The 15,040-nt window shown below is 33.1% G+C and carries 10 protein-coding genes; 2 read left to right on the forward strand and 8 right to left on the reverse strand.

Features of this window, described 5'->3' with window-relative positions; translation table 11 throughout:
- Nucleotides 1–104 precede the first annotated feature (104 nt).
- A complete protein-coding gene (locus FH144_RS03360) occupies nt 105–929 on the forward strand; it encodes a Cof-type HAD-IIB family hydrolase (protein ID WP_107507456.1) in 825 nt (274 codons plus the stop codon).
- 87 nt (nt 930–1,016) lie between these two features.
- The gene (locus FH144_RS03365; RefSeq protein WP_242313640.1) at nt 1,017–2,339 is read left to right on the forward strand and encodes a CoA-disulfide reductase; all 1,323 of its coding nucleotides are present in this window, start codon (nt 1,017–1,019) and stop codon (nt 2,337–2,339) included.
- Between the two features lie 146 nt (nt 2,340–2,485).
- On the opposite strand, the gene FH144_RS03370 is transcribed toward FH144_RS03365, so the two are convergent.
- The 8 genes from FH144_RS03370 to FH144_RS03405 form a co-directional block, all read right to left on the reverse strand.
- On the reverse strand, nt 2,486–2,887 hold the full coding sequence (locus FH144_RS03370; RefSeq protein WP_242313641.1) for a YisL family protein: 402 nt from the start codon (nt 2,885–2,887) through the stop codon (nt 2,486–2,488).
- 272 nt (nt 2,888–3,159) lie between these two features.
- The gene (locus FH144_RS03375) at nt 3,160–4,071 is read right to left on the reverse strand and encodes a fumarylacetoacetate hydrolase family protein (RefSeq protein WP_107507454.1); all 912 of its coding nucleotides are present in this window, start codon (nt 4,069–4,071) and stop codon (nt 3,160–3,162) included.
- Between the two features lie 130 nt (nt 4,072–4,201).
- Nucleotides 4,202–7,867: a helicase-exonuclease AddAB subunit AddA gene (addA, locus tag FH144_RS03380; protein ID WP_242313642.1), complete on the reverse strand. Its 3,666-nt coding sequence runs from the start codon at nt 7,865–7,867 to the stop codon at nt 4,202–4,204.
- Entirely contained in the window at nt 7,860–11,348 is a 3,489-nt protein-coding gene (gene addB, locus FH144_RS03385; protein ID WP_242313643.1) for a helicase-exonuclease AddAB subunit AddB, read from the reverse strand. The genes addA and addB overlap by 8 nt, the downstream gene beginning before the upstream one ends.
- 174 nt (nt 11,349–11,522) lie before the next feature.
- The gene (lepB, locus tag FH144_RS03390) at nt 11,523–12,095 is read right to left on the reverse strand and encodes a signal peptidase I (RefSeq protein WP_107507451.1); all 573 of its coding nucleotides are present in this window, start codon (nt 12,093–12,095) and stop codon (nt 11,523–11,525) included.
- A gap of 14 nt (nt 12,096–12,109) precedes the next feature.
- Nucleotides 12,110–12,634 (reverse strand): signal peptidase I, encoded by a 525-nt coding sequence (lepB, locus tag FH144_RS03395; RefSeq protein WP_242313644.1) that lies wholly within the window; start codon nt 12,632–12,634, stop codon nt 12,110–12,112.
- 4 nt (nt 12,635–12,638) lie between these two features.
- The gene (locus tag FH144_RS03400) at nt 12,639–13,211 is read right to left on the reverse strand and encodes a TVP38/TMEM64 family protein (protein WP_242313646.1); all 573 of its coding nucleotides are present in this window, start codon (nt 13,209–13,211) and stop codon (nt 12,639–12,641) included.
- A gap of 221 nt (nt 13,212–13,432) precedes the next feature.
- Entirely contained in the window at nt 13,433–14,764 is a 1,332-nt protein-coding gene (locus FH144_RS03405) for a glucose-6-phosphate isomerase (protein ID WP_242313648.1), read from the reverse strand.
- Between the last annotated feature and the right edge of the window lie 276 nt (nt 14,765–15,040).

Here is a 15,040-nt window from a genome sequence, read left to right on the forward strand (position 1 = left end):
TTACACTAATATATCAAATATCCGACAAAACGCCAATAAAATGCTATGATACAACTAAATGAGAAATAAAGAGAAATACGATGAAAAGTAACAAGGAGAAACTTATGGAACCTTATTTAATTTGTCTAGATTTAGACGGAACATTATTAAATGATGATAAAGAAATTAGTGTTTATACAAAACAAGTTTTAACAACATTGAAAAAACAAGGCCACCAAATTATGATTGCGACTGGTCGTCCATACCGTGCTAGTCAAATTTACTATCACGAATTGGACATGAATACACCGATTGTCAATTTTAATGGCGCCTATGTTCATCATCCAAAATCAGATGATTTTGAAACAACACATGAAGTATTAGATGTCGATTTAGCTAAAAATATGATAGAAATGCTTCAAAAAGCCAATGTGACCAATATTATTGCTGAAGTTCGTGATCATGTCTTTATTAATAGCCATGACCCACGCCTCTTTGAAGGCTTTTCAATGGGAAATCCTAAAATAGAAACAGGTAATCTATTGGAAGGTTTAAATGAAGCGCCAACTTCTATCTTAGTAGAAGCCGAAGAGGTAAATATTCCTCGTCTCAAACAAATGTTGACGCGTTTCTATGCGGAAAATATCGAACATCGTCGTTGGGGCGCGCCGTTTCCGGTTATAGAAATCGTTAAACGTGGTATAAGTAAAGCACGTGGAATCGACCATGTAAAAGATTATTTGAATATTGATTCATCTCGTATTATTGCATTTGGCGATGAAGATAATGACACTGAAATGATTAAATATGCCAAATATGGTATCGCAATGGACAACGGTCTTGATGAATTGAAACATGTCGCTAACCATATTACATTTTCTAACAATGAAGATGGTATTGGCCGTTATCTCAACGATTTCTTTAAACTTAATATACCTTATAAAGGATAAACCGAGTTCTAGAGGTGAGAATAGCACTTTAACTAGTATGCACGCTCACCTCTTTTTTCAATGATAAATAATGATGGAGGATTGTATATGAATAAGATTATAGTCGTCGGAGCAGTCGCAGGTGGCGCTACGTGCGCTAGCCAAATACGTCGTCTTGATAAAGAAAGCGAAATTATTATTTTTGAAAAGGACCGCGACATGAGTTTTGCCAATTGTGGCTTACCTTACTATATCGGTCAAGTTATTACTGAACGTGGTAAACTCTTGCCAATTACCCCAGAGACGTTCAAAAACAAAAAAGATATTACAGTAAAAACATATCATGAAGTAGTCGAAATTAATGATAGCAAACAGACTGTAACAGTATTAAATCGTCAAACTAACGAGAAATTTGAAGAATCTTACGATAAATTAATATTAAGTCCTGGTGCTGGCGCTAATACATTAGGTTTCGAAAGCGACATGATATTCACTTTACGAAATATGGAAGATACTGATGCTATTGACCAATATATTAATAAACATCATGCCAAAAAAGCATTAGTCGTAGGTGCAGGCTATATTTCATTAGAAGTGTTAGAGAATCTACATCATCGTGGTTTAGATGTGACGTTGATTCACCGTTCTGAGAGTGTGAATAAACTAATGGATCAAGATATGAATCAAGCTATCTTTGATGAATTAAATAATCGGAATATTACTTATCGTTTAAATGAAGAAATAACAGAAGTCGAAGCACACACAGTGACATTTAAATCTGGCGTTCAAGAAGACTATGATTTAATTGTCGAAGGTGTGGGAACACATCCTAATTCAAACTTTATTCAATCATCAAATATTAAGTTAGATGAAAAAGGATTCATACCTGTTAATGACAAATTCGAAACAAATATACCTAACATTTATGCATTAGGCGATGTGATTAGTTCATTTTATCGTCATGTAGATTTAAAAGCACAAGTACCTTTAGCCTGGGGCGCTCATCGTGGCGCTAGCGTGATAGCAGAACAATTTGCAGGCAATCAAAACATTACGTTTAAAGGATATCTTGGAGCAAATATTGTAAAATTCTTTGATTATACATTTTCAAGTGTTGGGGTGAAACCTTCTGAATTAAATCAGTTTGATTATCAAATGATCGAAGTAACTTCAGGGGCTCATGCCGGTTATTACCCTGGAAATAGTGACATACATTTACGTGTTCACTTCAATAAAGACAATCGTCAACTTTTACGTGCTGCAGCTGTAGGTAAAGAAGGCGTAGATAAACGTATTGATGTATTAACAATGGCTATGATGAATGGCATGACAGTTGATGAACTTACAGAATTTGAAGTCGCTTATGCCCCACCATATAGCCATCCGAAAGATTTAATCAATATGATTGGTTATAAATCACGCGATTTGTAAAAAAGGTTCTATACTAAATCAACCTGACTTTTTCATCAGTCCGATTTGACAGAGAGCCAAAAAAATAAACTCGAGCGTGTGAGAAGAAAATCCTTATATGGAGGTTTCTCACACGTTCGAGTTTTTATTTGTTCATTTTAATGCGTCTAACCTAGGCCAAACATTTTTGTTAATGGTCCCCAAGGTAGAATAACGCCTAATAACATTGTAATAATAATTAAGACGATAGTTGTCCAGAATAAACCATGACTTGCTTCGTGTTTCTTTCTTTTCGCAATCGATACTTCCATAAGTGCGACTACGACAAGACCGCATAACATTTTCAATGTTAATAGCATGTGGTTGCCTCCACCACCATGACTAGCGGCGATAAATTCTTGAATTAAAATCCAAAAACCTGAGAATAATGTTAATAACATAAAGACTCTTAACGCCATTTGTAAAGGTTTGAACATAGGCGTTGGGCCTTGAGATTTTGAAATGTGTAAGAACGCAATGACGTATAACACAATTGTTAATACCCAACTTAATATATGCATATGTAACAAGACCGAATTCCCCCAATACTTATAATTTCATTTCACCTATTTATCATAACATATACGACTTTTATAAAGATTAAAAAATTGCAAAATAAGAAAATACCACCAGTAATCTCATGAATTTTTAAAGATTTTGTTCTCCCAATTGAGCAAAAGCAACTAGAAATGAATCAAGTAAGATTTTAACTCAGATTCATTTCCGTTTATCGCTACACAAACTAAAAGACTGAGACATTTATGGAAATGCCCCAGTCTTTCATGAAAATTAATATTTCGAATTATTCACTATCTTCTGCAATGTACGTAGTTAAAGTACCGATATTGTCGATTGTAACTTTAACTTCATCACCAGGTTGTAAGAAGCGAGGTGGTTCTAAACCTGCACCTACACCAGCTGGCGTACCTGTAGCAATAATATCACCAGGATGTAATGCTACATATTTAGAAATTTCTTCGATTAAACCGTCAATTTTGTTAATCATTTGACTCGTATTACCGTCTTGGCGAATTTCATTATTCACTTTAGTTACGATGTTAACATTTTCCGGCATTGGTAATTCGTCTTTAGTTACAATGTATGGACCCATTGGGCAACCACCAGTTAAACTTTTAGATAAGAATGCTTGATCTTGTGAATTTTGAGCAGTACGGTCTGTGATATCATTAATAATTGTGTAACCGTAAATATAGTCTAATGCTAAAGCTTTAGGAATTTTTTCTCCAGATTTACCAATTACAATACCTAGTTCACCTTCGTAATCTAATTGGTCTGTGATATCTTTATGATTTGGAATTGTTGATTCACTACCAGTTAAAGATGAAGCAGCTTTAGTAAATACATATAAGCGTTGCACTTCATGGTTTAACTCGCTCGCATGATCTTGATAGTTACGACCAAACGCAATTACGTTATTTGTAGGCGTTACTGGTGGTAAAAATTCAATATCATTGAATGCGATTTTATAATTATCAGCTTTGCCACTATCTTCTGCAGCTACAACAGCTTTACGAACTTGTTCTTGGAAATCAATCGTTTGGTTTTGTTGTAAACCTTCTAATAACGTTTTAGGATGAAAATCTCCTTCACCAAATTCAGCAAAAACTTGTTTCAAATCCCATACTGCGTCTTCACGCTTAACTTTAACGCCGTAAGATTCAGCGTCTTTATATTTGAATGATAAAAATTTCATTCAGTATCAACTCCTCATCTATATCTTATTTCATATTATAACTTTAAATATAATTAAATCACAAATATATCTGTCTGAAATTTTAGAAATTTGGTATATTCTCTGTTTGATACCTCATGATATTGCTATCTTACTCATCTTCTTCAATGCTTAATTGCCCAAATTGGAAGAAATAAAGATAGCCATATACTTTAGAATTTAAAATAGTCTCTAAGGTATTTTTATAGTACTTCATTTGAATTTTATATTTATCGCGTAGTTGGACGCCAATCTCTTCGTCTGTTAAACCTCGTCGTCTGTTAAAAGCATCCGTTTTATAATCTACAAAGTAATATTGATTATCTTCTAAGAAAATTAAGTCAATCATCCCTTGAATAATAGACACATCCTCATCTTCCTCTGGCATCTCATCTACCCTTGCCTGATTAACCACAAATGGTAACTCTCGAAAGACTTTATCTGCTTGAGTTATTCTCATATACAAGTCACTTCGAATAAATCTCATCACTTCTTCGTACTGAATATCTTTTTTAGCATCTTCTTCTATAATATGATTGTCAATCAACTTATCTATATAATCATTTAACTCCGTTTCAGTTAAACGTTCTTCTTTAAATGGTAAGTGCTGCATAACCGTATGCATTAACGTACCTCTTTCATTTGCCTTACGTTTCTTATCTCCTCGAAGGAACTTAGGTCGCTCATATGTTGAAACGCCTATTCTATATTGACGTACCCTCTCGTAACTAGTACCACTTTCTTCAGTTTCTAATTGACGTTTTAACTCAGATACTGACTGTTTCGAAGGCTTTTCTGTATCTTTTATAAAAGGATACTTAAACGATAATTGTTCATTAATTTGTTGTTTTAACCCATCATCGTTAGAACCACCTGTTTCAATATCTTCAACCGTACGATGTTCGCTTTCTTCATTATCTATCGTAATGTCAAGGTCATCAAAGTGTTGGACCTTAACGTCAACAGTTGGATAAAGACTATCTTCTAAATCTTCAATTGAGCGTTCAAATTGATATTCTGGAACGAGCGATGTCGATTTATGTTTTGTTAGTATACTGAAAATTAATTCGAATGATGATTTGGCTTCAAGTCGTTCATGTGAAGCTAATAGATTATCTGAAATAGTTTTCTTTTCATAACTGATTAATTTATCTTCTTTATCAACCGTTCCAATAAGGATGAGTTGCTCTTTAGCACGAGTTAAAGCAACATAAATCAAACGCATCTCTTCGGAAATCATTTCTCTTTTCGCATTTTCTTTAATAATTAACGAGAGAAGAGATGGGAACGAAATATTTTGTTCCAAATCATAGTACTGCAAGCCGAGTCCATATTTTTGATTAAGCAGAAGTGGCGCACCTAATTCTTTTACTTTATATTCTTTAGTTAACCCGACATAGATGACGAATGGAAATTCAAGTCCCTTACTACTGTGAACTGTCATCATGCGTACAACATCATCATTAGGGCCTATCACATTTTCCTCACCAAAATCTTGGTTCCGTTCAATTAGTTCATCGATATATCTAATAAATTGATATAATCCTCTAAACGTTGAATTTTCAAATTCAATAGCTTTATTAAATAACCCATACAGGTTAGCGCGTCTGCCTTTTCCGCCTATTAACCCACTAAAATATTGAATAACAAAATGGTCATTGTAAAATTTATCTATTAATTGATACACGGCATGGTCTTGACTATAGTCTTGATACATTTCTAAATCATTAATAAAGTAGTGTAATTTCGCCACCAATTCTTTTGGTGATGCCTCATCTTGTATGTAATGCATAATAGATTGATAAAAATAATCATCATTAGAACTTGTGACACGGATTTGTGCCAATTCATCATCAGTAAATTGATAGATAACTGAACGCATGAGACCAACAAGATAGATATCTTGAAGCGGGTTATCCACTGTTCTTAAAAACGACAAGACTAAACGAACTTCAGTTTGATCAAAATATCCTTCTTTACTATTAACGTGAAACGGAATACGACTATTTTTAAAGGCTTTCTGTATGTTACGTGAGTTCTTCACATCTCTACTTAAAATCACAATATCTTTATAAGATGGCTTGCGATGTCTACCCGTCTTCATATCATAGACTTCTTGTTCTTCTAAAATATGTTTGACTTGTTCAACAATGTAATATGCTTCTTGTTCTTTTTTATCTTTATCAAGCGAAGCATCTTCCGATTTCACTAAAGCATGTAATTCAAGTGGCATTCTCTTTTCCGAGTATTTTGTAGCGCCATAATATAATCGAGCGTCAGCGTCATAGTCAATTTCTCCTACCTCTTTATCCATCATATGATTAAAAAGATAATTAGTAGTATAGAGAACTTCTTGTCTTGAACGGAAGTTCTTAGACAAATCAATACGTAAACCAGTACCATCATTGTCTTTTTCAAAACGATTATATTTACCCATAAATAATGTAGGATCGGCTTGTCTAAATTTATAGATTGATTGCTTAACGTCTCCTACCATAAATAAGTTACCGTTGGACTCATCTCCACGCTTTATCTTTGAGATAATAGCTTCTTGGACTTGGTTAGTATCTTGATATTCATCAATTAGTATTTCTTCGAATTGACGACGGTAATCTTTTGCTATTGAAGATGGGTTGCCTTGTTCATCTGTTAAAATCTGCAATGCAAATTGTTCATAATCAGAGAAATCCAATACGTTTCTATTACGTTTTTTTTGGCCAAAAGTTTCAATAATATCTTTAACTACACGTATGAGATACTGCACTCTTGGGACTAACTTGCGCATATCTTGTTTTAAATCTTCAGTCGAACGCATGAAATATTCATTTTTTACATCAATGACTTTATTTCTATAACTTTTATAGAATTCTTTAATATTTTCCAATAACTCTTCATTATCATTTTCTTTTTTTATCTTAGCTGACATCATTGGAAATTTAATTGGCTCATGTTCAATTAATACTTCTTTATTAAGCACGCCGCCTTCTATTGCTTTTTCACAAAAAGCTCTTTCAGCCTTAACCACATCAAGATGTTTTTCAACGGCATTACAGTTTAATAAGAGGCTTTCCGCTTCTCTTAGTGCATCATAAGCTGCCGTAATTCGGACATTGGCTATATTAGATAATTCCTTAAGCAATACTTGATACATTTCTTCATCTTCATAAGGCTTAACCAAACGATCTAGCCATTCATATGGTGAAGGATTAGCGATACTAAATTTATAAAAGTTTTTTAATATCCTACGAAAGTTTTCATCATTACGGTCATTAGAAAGTTGTTCTACTAACGTTACGAATTCCACGGCCGGATCTTCATAATGCGTTTCTAACACTTCATCAATTGATTGGTCTAACAATAGCTCATTTTCCATATCAGTTATAGTACGAAAATTAGGATCAAGGTCGATTACATCATAATGTTGTTGAATAATTTTCAAGCAAAAACTGTGTAATGTTGAAATTTGAGCTTGATGAATTTTAATACGTTGATTTTTGAGATGTTCATTACTTGGATCATCAATTGATGCTTGTTGGATACGTTGATCAACACGATGTTTCATCTCTCGAGCACTTAAATTAGTAAAGGTTACTACTAATAATTTATCAACATCTATTTCATCTCTAATAATTTTTTGAATAATGCGTTCTACTAAAACAGCAGTTTTACCTGAACCAGCTGCGGCAGCCACAAGTGTATCTTGCCCACTCGCATAGATACTTTGCCATTGGGCATCCGTCCATTGTGCTTCCGGTGGTTTAACTGGTATATTATTCATCATTTTCACCACTTTCTAACTCTACGTCTTGAACTGCTTGTATTGGGTCTATCGATTCGTCTACATAGCGATAGTTTTTATTATCAATAAGGTTATCTACATGACAGACTGATTTAAAACTACAAAATTCACATGGTAATCTATTATCAAATTTAAGCGGTGCCACTTCTGTATGACCATCTAAAATATTTGATGCAGTTTCTATAAAGTTATCTTTATTATGTTTTATAAATTTATGAATCGTAGTTTCATCTGCCACACTACTATCCCTTGCCGAAAAATTACCATCTTTTTTCAGTGTAACAGGCACAATATCTGATCGAGGCGTGTCGTCTAATCGAATATCCAACGCGTCCACGACATCCATATCGCTATTAACTAGTCCACGCAATTTATATTTTTTAAGAAAAGCTTTATTTAAGTTGTCTTCTTCTAAAGCATCATCTTTCATTTTTCCCCATGAATCAAACTTGAGTCGTTCATCATGGACATGGAAATAAAGTAATCCACCTGGTTTTATTTCTTCAGTAAGGCCTAGACGGTGTGCATTTTGTAAGGCTACATCCATATACGTCATCATCTGCATTTGCTTACCATAATATACTTTTTTCAAATCTAATTTAGCACTAGTATCTGAGGATTTATAATCGACTATATTAACATAACTTATATTGTCTTTAGTATAAGCATCAATGCGGTCAATTTGGCCACGTATATTAATCGGAATGCCCTGTTTAGTAATGAGCGGTTGCGCTATTAATTCTTCCTCATTACGTGGTGTCTTTCTAAATCCTGTTTCAAATCGTTGTGGTCTAAATTTAGTATTTTCATTTTGGTAACGAAGCGCTTTAAGCGTACTTTCAACAATTACACCGATACGTTTAGAGACGTAACGATAGTATGCGTTCGAGTCCATTAAATTAAATTGAACTTGTGGCAAGACATTCTCTAACGCTTCGACAGTTAAAGCATGAATTTTTTTATTATCTAGATGTCTAAAATCGCCTTCTATTTTGTCAGATATATATTTTAATGCTGTATGGAAGATATTTCCTAAATCGAAATTTTCAAGTTTATACTTCGTACGTTCATTTAAGCGTAAACCGTAATTTGCATAATGCTTAAACGGACAATCATTATACCCTTCAAAACGCGATACACTGGCATTAATAGTTGTACCGTATAGTGAAGTAGCTAATTGTTCACCTAGTTGGATAGTTTCGTTATCATAGGTAAGAGATGTTAATAAGTAATTTAACCCGTCATTTAATTCGTCATTATCGCGCATAACCTGATATGCATCTAGCCATGTTTCTGCTACTGCTTCATCTTCAAGCCAGGCTTTTAAAGCTTCAAATAATGCAACTTTTGTTTGATGTGGGTGTTCCATTAATGTCAATGGTTGTGAGTTATGAATATAGTGTATATTTGTCACTTCAAGTCCATTAAATAATTCTTCAATTTGATTAAGGAAAGGACTTTTCTCTTTATCATCACCTTGCACGCCCATCAAACTATAAGAAAATGTTACACGGTCACACCCGCGTGTCATAGCGATATAACATACAAATGCTTCATCCATTTGTAAAATATCGGCAGTCGGGCTTAATTCTACTTGTGCTTGTTGCTCAAATACTTTCTTTTCTTCATCAGTAATCAAGCTGGATGAGAAGACGGGTTGTGGCATAGCACCATCATTCATTCCTACCATATAAATATGCTTTTTATTATCAACTTTCGCTAAATCCATTGTACCGATACTTACTTGATCAAGCGTTTGTGGAATCATCACAAATTCAAGTTGCTCTAGTCCAATATCAAATACTTCTAAAAAGCGTTTAAGCGTCATTTCTTCTTCATCAAATACAGTAACTAAGTCATCTAATATTTGAATTAATCCATTCCAAATTTGGTCGATTTCTTCCGCTTCTTCATGATAGCCATCCACATCAAGTTGGTCTCGCTTAGCCATCAAATATTTCGGTAAATCAAAGGACTCCATAGTCTCATAGAAAGCCGTCGCAAAGCCTTTTACATTCGAAGCATCGTTCATAGCTTTTTCGAAACTTAATATTTTATCTATAACATCAACTTTCAAATTAACCACTTGTTCAAATGTTTCACGCTCTTCGTCTGAAAGTTTATGTTCTTTTCGTCCCATTTTAGTGAAATTATCTACGCTAAATAATTGTTCGTCTAACCAACGCTTACCATATATGCCCCGTTCAACAACAAAATTCTCCAGTAAATCAATTAAATAGTCGCTATCTTTAAATTGATGTGACAAAATATTCGTTTTAAATAAACGCATCATTGGACTAATATTCCAATTTGTTTGGATAACCTCTAAAAGTGAACGCACCATCTCCATAATTGGATGATGTGTCATGGATTTTTTAGTATCAATATTAAATGGGATATTATATTGCGGTAACACGGAATCAAATAGATATGCGTATGTTTCGTCACGATACAAAATTGCAATGTCCTGATATCTGTAATGGTCATCCCGTGTGTCTTTAATAATTTGTCGTGCTATTTCATTTACTTCTTCTCGCATATTTGAAGATTCTAGAATCTTGATATTACCTTTATGTGCTTTAGGTGTTACTTGTAACGCATCGAATTGTTGTTCTAATTGGAGTAGGTCTTTATTGTTAAAACGATGTTGTTCTCTAAAGTATTGACGGTTTAAAGTGATACCTAAGTCATTAGCTATTTCTTGTAAATGCGTAAGCACTTCTGAAGGCTTTCTAAATAGGCTAAATGGATCTTCATTACCATCTGTTGTTAAAAGTACGGTAACTTGTTTAGCATTTTGAACAAGTGCTTTAATGATTTGATATTCTAGAGTCGAAAAGTTATGGAAACCATCTATGTAAATTTCAGCACGTTTAATCCACTCTGATTGATGCATGATTTCAATAAAATGATTTAAACTATCTTCCGCAGTAATAAATTTATCGTTGATACGTTCTTCAAAGTAATGATAGATAAGAGAGATGTCTTCTAACTTATGACGCGTTCTTGTTTGAATTTCATTCTCTTGTAAAAATGTCTGTAAATGGTCTGGTGTTACTGAATATTTTTTAAAATCTTGTATCTGCTCGGTTAACTTCTCACTAAATCCATAATAATTCACTTGGGATTTGTACAGTTTTAATTCAGACTTATGTTGTTGAACAAGATTGTATATCATCATCTCTGTAGCTGCTTGCGTCAATCGTTCTTCAGTCAATCCCCCAATTTCCTGAAAAATTCTATGACTTAAACGTTCGAAGTGGAGTACTTCCGTTCTCAAGCTACCATTTAACTCTTTGTCATTTACAAATGATTGCTCTAATTGAAACGTACTTTGTGTAGGTGCAATTAAAATGATTGGATCTCCTAAAGGATCCACTTTCATTTGTTGTTTAATATTTTCAATCATGTAGTAGGATTTGCCTGTCCCTGCTCTGCCAAGATATGTATTTAATTCCATTGTTTCCCCACACTCCTTTGAGACTATTTTACCATAGAACATATGTTCTTAAAAAGCTTTATCCTTATAATTTGATAAAGTTATAAAAAGGGATTGGAATAGAATTCAAACTTGAATTTCTATATCCAATCCCCACTATTTACAATTACTTTAAAACCACATGACTAGATTATTCTATTTATCATTATCTGGGTTGAAATTAAATTTAAAATCACTTAATGGCCAGAATCTAAATGAAACTTTACCTACTATTTGATTCTTATCAATCAAACCAAATGCACGACTATCTTTACTCACTTCACGATTATCTCCAAGCACTAAATATTTACCTTTAGGAATAACATTTGAGTTTGGATTAGCATTTGGCAAATCTTTAGTTTCAAATGAACCAGTGATATATTCACCTTGTTTACGTTTCTCATTATAGTCTAAGTATGGTTCTTTAATTTTCTTGCCGTTAATATAAAGTTTATCGTCTTTATATGTTACATTGTCTCCAGGTACGCCAATCACACGTTTTACATAATCATCACTTTTATTTGCATGGAAGACAATGACATTGCCCTTTTTAACATCGCCAACTTTATAACCTAAAATATTAACCATCACATGTTGGCCATCTTTTAAAGTCGGGTCCATTGAATCGCCTTTAATTGTATATGATTTAGCGACAAAGTTTATCATTACCCATACAAGTAATAAACCTACTGCTATAGCGACAATCCATTCGATTATTTCTTTCTTCAAACTTAACACCTCATCTACTTATTAAACTGATAGGTAAATTCCTTAAATGGATAATATTTTAAACTCACATCTCCTACGACGTCTTTTTCGTCAATTAGTCCATATGTACGAGAATCGCTTTTTTTATTACCATTATCATTTAACACAAAATATGAATTTGGCGGAATAATATCTCCGTCAGCCTCGTCTATATCACGTAATGCAAAATTATTAATATCTCTATTTTTAGCATAATTTTTATCAACTTGTCTATCGTCTCTATATAATTTGCCGTCTCTTACTTCAATCGACTCGCCAGGCTTCCCTATAATTCTACTAAAATGAAGGTCATTATTTTGACGATACATAATAATATCTCCATCATTTAATAAATTAAAAGTCACCTTAATCTTATTGACTATGACGCGATCGCCTTTATTCAAAGTAGAAGCCATCTCATTATTAGGCACAACGCCACCTCTAATAATGAAAGTTTGGATAAACAACACAAATAATATAGCTAAGATAATAGTTACAAGTAGTTTGATTATTCGACGCACTATGTCACTCCTTGTTAACACCCATAAAATGGTGTTCAACTTTTTTCCCAATAAACCATAATGCAATAGTAATTAAAACTAACGCAATGGCTCTTATAGGATGTGTAAAAATAGTAGTTACACTTCTTCCCATCACAGCTATAAAAGTAATAGAAATTAATTTTGAAACAAGTAAAATCACAAAGTAATACTTCGCTTTAATATGTGATAAACTAGCGACAAAATTAACTAGAGTATTTGGGGTAAAAGGAAAGCACATCAATATAAATATTGGCACTAATCCTTGTCTATCTATAAAATGTATCAATCTTTCAACAGATTTCCGTGTTCTAATTCGTTGCAAAAAGTTGGCGTTTACAAATTTTCGGCAAAAGAAAAATACTGTAAACGTACCGGCTACAATCCCTAGCCAACTGATGATAGTCCCTACCAAAAAACCATATGCATGAACATTCAGAATAACGTATAACGTTAAGGGAAGTACGGGCACAATGGCTCTAAAATAAAGCAATATAAAGCCGGCGAAGTATCCTAAATCTTGTAGCAAGTTAAACCATTGTTCAATTTGATGAAACACTGTAACATCAAATCCTTCCTAAATTAATAGCAGTTATCGTTTCATAGAAATATTTTACACTGTTTACCATATAAATCTACCTTAAACTCAATAAATCAGTCACAGGTAGTAGTTCAAATTCATGCCTTAGATTTAATATAAACCTATAGAACCTAAAAAGTCGATATGGAAGTTCATCCATACCGACTTTAAAATTCTAAGTTATATTCATTTATTCAGACTTATAAACGGTCTTCTAATTCTTTTTTCTTATCTTCATATCCAGGCTTACCTAATAAAGCAAACATATTTTGTTTATATGCTTCAACACCTGGTTGGTTAAATGGATTAACACCTAATTGATAGCCGCTCATCGCACAAGCTAATTCAAAGAAGTAAACCACATAACCGAATGTTTCTTCGTCTAAACGAGGGATATTGACTACTACATTAGGAACGCCACCATCCGTGTGGGCTAATAATGTACCTTCGAAGGCTTTTGTATTAACTTCATCAATCGTTTTACCTGCTAGATAATTTAATCCATCTAAATCATCACTATCTTCTTCAATAGTAATGTCGTGTTTAGGATTATTTACTTTCACAACTGTTTCAAATAAGAAACGACGTCCTTCTTGAACATATTGACCTAATGAATGTAAATCAGTTGTATAGTTAGCACTTGATGGATAGATACCTTTGAAATCTTTACCTTCAGATTCACCGTATAATTGTTTCCACCATTCGTTGAAATATTGCATTGAAGGCTCGTAGTTAATTAACATTTCAATAGTATAGCCTTTGCTATATAAAATGTTACGGATAGTAGCATATTGATATGCAATATTTTCATCTAAATTATCAGATGCAAGTTCTTTACGTGCTTTGTTGGCACCAATCATAATTGATTCAATATTAATACCTGCTGTTGCAATTGGTAATAAACCTACTGCTGTTAAGACAGAGTAACGTCCGCCAACATCATCAGGTACTACAAACGTTTCATAGCCTTCATTATCAGCTAATTGTTTTAAAGCACCTTTCGCTTTATCAGTAGTCGCAAAAATACGTTCTTTTGCTTCTTTTTTACCATATTTGTCTTCTACTAATTGTTTAAACAATCTAAATGCAACTGCTGGTTCAGTAGTAGTACCTGATTTAGAAATTACGTTCACTGAAAAGTCTTTATCTGCTAAATATTCAACTAATTCTTGTGTATAGCTTGAAGATAAATGATTACCCACAAAGACAATTTCAGGGTATTCAGTGCTATTACGGAATGAAGAAGTCAACATTTCAATCGCTGCACGTGCGCCTAAGTAAGAACCGCCAATTCCAATAACCACTAATACATCTGAATTAGTTTTAATACGTTTAGATGCTTCTACAATTCTTGAAAATTCTTCTTTATCGTAATCTTCAGGTAAATCAACCCATCCTAAGAAGTCACTACCTGCGCCAGTTCCTTCGTGGATTGTTTTATGGATAGTTTTAACAATACCTTTTTGTTGATCAAGTTCATGTTGCCCAAAAAATTCTAAAGTCTTGCCATAATCTAATTGAATGTGAGTCATTTAAAAGCCTCCTGTATATCCTTATTAACTTAATTCTACTAACTTTGTGTTCTCTATTCAATTGACATGATTATAATTTCACATATTTCTATCTTATATAGACAATTTTTAGCCACTTTTACTTTTTTGAAAATGAATATTTTATTAATACTTAAAAAAGCTACAATAACCTAATTTTCGCCAAATCGAGCTATTTATAACATTTAAAAATAATTGGTATTTGAATAAATTTTTGTATATTTATGTAAAATAATGGTTTTATTTTCATTATATATC

It is taken from the genome of Staphylococcus sp. acrmy (assembly GCF_022690565.1).
Classification (GTDB): domain Bacteria; phylum Bacillota; class Bacilli; order Staphylococcales; family Staphylococcaceae; genus Staphylococcus; species Staphylococcus caledonicus.

Bases quoted from the DNA above. Each gene is read 5' to 3' on its own strand.
- FH144_RS03360 (WP_107507456.1), top strand. From the start codon at position 105: ATGGAACCTTATTTAATTTGTCTAGATTTAGACGGAACATTATTAAAT.
- FH144_RS03365 (WP_242313640.1), top strand. From the start codon at position 1,017: ATGAATAAGATTATAGTCGTCGGAGCAGTCGCAGGTGGCGCTACGTGC.
- FH144_RS03375 (WP_107507454.1), bottom strand. From the start codon at position 4,071: ATGAAATTTTTATCATTCAAATATAAAGACGCTGAATCTTACGGCGTT.
- addA (WP_242313642.1), bottom strand. From the start codon at position 7,867: ATGAATAATATACCAGTTAAACCACCGGAAGCACAATGGACGGATGCC.
- addB (WP_242313643.1), bottom strand. From the start codon at position 11,348: ATGGAATTAAATACATATCTTGGCAGAGCAGGGACAGGCAAATCCTAC.
- FH144_RS03405 (WP_242313648.1), bottom strand. From the start codon at position 14,764: ATGACTCACATTCAATTAGATTATGGCAAGACTTTAGAATTTTTTGGG.